This window comes from Endozoicomonas sp. ONNA2, from assembly GCF_024606365.1.
Lineage (GTDB): Bacteria > Pseudomonadota > Gammaproteobacteria > Pseudomonadales > Endozoicomonadaceae > Endozoicomonas.
Genome location: NZ_JAHHPO010001008.1, coordinates 1 through 2,237, shown reverse-complemented (window position 1 = coordinate 2,237; position 2,237 = coordinate 1). Strand labels below are relative to the sequence as shown.

The window sequence follows — 2,237 nt, the reverse complement described above, 5'->3', positions numbered from 1 at the left end:
CCTATATCAATGTCCCTGTTTACCGGGCTTTTAAGCTTAAGTCAGTGCCATTGGTCTAAAAACTCCTGCTTCTTCCTCAAACAGCCCCGCTAATTGTGCCCTGCAGGGTATTCTCCACAGAATCAGGAATTTTTAGCCTCAATTTCTGGTAATCCTGGCGACGGGGTCACCCAGTCGGGCGCTATTCCCGGACAGCCGCCTGGCTATTTTTAATTCATCGCCTATTAAAAATATGCTGAAAATGGGAATCCAATTTACTTTTTAATTCCCGATAATTTTCATTACCCTGTGTCACAGCAAGAAACTGGTCGAGAACTGAATGGCCTTCGTTTATTAGCTTTTGTAATTTTCCGGCCGAAGCAATGGCTCTCTTCTCATAAGATGAATCGCGTTGTGGGGTTTGATTATCAGGGGCATTCTTTTTGATGTCAGACATCAAGGATTCCACACCCTCAAAGAGATGGTCCAGCGTATACCCTGCATTCTCTACGGATTCCAGTTTGTCAAATCTCGCTCTGAACTCCCTCAGGGCTTGTGCTGCTGATTCATCAGTAATCGTTTGTGATGAGTCCATAATGCTGTCAAATTCAAATTTTAACTCCTTACTCCAGGTTCTCAGTTTGCTGATAATTTCTTCTGCAGTGAGGGCTTTCTCGGGATTCTCAATTTCCGATAGTTCTGCGGGTATAAACATGGAAGCCGCTGGTATTCCAGATACACTCCCGACGATTACCAGATAATCGTTAGCCAACTGAGCAAGTTTTACCATGTTCTCCTGCAATTGACCCAGCCTTTGTTGTTCTGCAAGCTGAGCTGTGTTGACCAAAGGCGCTGGCTGTGGGGCTGTATCCTCAGTGACGGGTGATGGCTGAGAGGTTGGGGCAGGCTCTGAGTCAGACCGTGTAGTTGTAGTACTATTCGGAGCAGGCTCTGATGTTGAAGCCTGAACCTGCAAATTGCCCGGAGCACTATGAGCCACTGTCCTGCTGGCAATTTTTGTATTCAGGACCGGGGTTAGCCTGGATTCAGAAAAGGCGTTGATGTAATTCTGGGCCGCTGCCACTGAGATAGTTCTGGATTGGCCGGAGAAGCAGAAAACAGCGAACAGGGCACTTTTCAATCCTTCGGTATGGTAATTGTACTGAATGTTTTCAAGCCAGCTCAGCTGAACAGGGGTATCAGGAGTCATACGTTAGTTCCATTAGTTTCAGTTAATTTTTTAAAGGTATCGTGTAAATCAGACCAGATAACTCAGGATTAGTTCATTTTCACTACCCAGAACGTACCAAAAATTTTCTGTCCATTGCGTTGCCAGGTTCAGGGGCTGGCGGAGTATCGTCGGCTGGTCAGAAATAAAGGATTCCATTTGGCCAACTACTTACAGAAGACAATGTCTGCACGAGACTCAAGCAAACATATGGCCGGTCTGGATCCTGGAAGGCAGGAGCCAACTGAGTCGTTGATATATCATGCGAGGCGTGCCGCACAATAAAATTAAAGAGGCTTGTCTTTTCTTTAAATGGCTCGAGTAATCTCCTCCTCAGTCATGACAAATTTCTTCGAGACGTTTTATGGCTCAGGATGACACTTTTTGCTGTCCACTGGTATCGGTCATACCTTGGCAAAAGGTTTTCAATTGATGTTTGTGGGTTTGAGAATCGGGCTTCTTCTTTGAAGGAGTTCACGAATAAAGAAACTACCCCGCTGTTTCAGAAGTCAGTGGATAAGTTGTTGGCAAGCTGTGTTTATACTGTCAGTAATTTGTGATAAACCGTTGTGGTACGTGATAGTACGATTATTATCCCCTGTTTCAGTTATCCGGAATTTGTGTGGAAAAGGTTGTGGATAAACGGTTAGGGGATAAAGGGAAGCCTTGCAAGCAGGCGGTGTGAGAATGACTGGTCAAATATCAACCAGTCATTCTTCGTCAAATCTTTCCGTTATTTGCTGAAGTTTCCCTTTTGAGAACACAACCTTCTTGATCTCGTTGTACTCAACTGTTCGGAGACTGGCGCCCCAATCTGCCAACCCAGTCATTGCCAGGAAGTATCCGGCCCGTATTCGAGGCAGCCACACATCGGTGTAGCGGCGGCCAAACATTAAAACCAGCGCCAGATCATCACACTCTGGCAGTGGGTTTCATGCCATTGACTGATGGTTCATCTTTAAAAGGACAGGTAATTATTCAGCACCCCTCACTTAAATCTGGAATTTTCTGATTTTTATACCATCCTCTT

General features: G+C 45.3%; 1 protein-coding gene. It reads right to left on the bottom strand.

The genetic code is table 11. The features are described 5' to 3' along the window. Window positions 1-214: 214 nt before the first annotated feature. Window positions 215-1,189: a hypothetical protein gene (locus KDK14_RS17780; RefSeq protein WP_257266533.1), complete on the bottom strand. Its 975-nt coding sequence runs from the start codon at window positions 1,187-1,189 to the stop codon at window positions 215-217. Window positions 1,190-2,237 lie beyond the last annotated feature (1,048 nt).

What these genes read in the sequence shown, in the direction of transcription:
- KDK14_RS17780 (WP_257266533.1), bottom strand. Translation starts at nt 1,189, where the DNA reads ATGACTCCTGATACCCCTGTTCAGCTGAGCTGGCTTGAAAACATTCAG.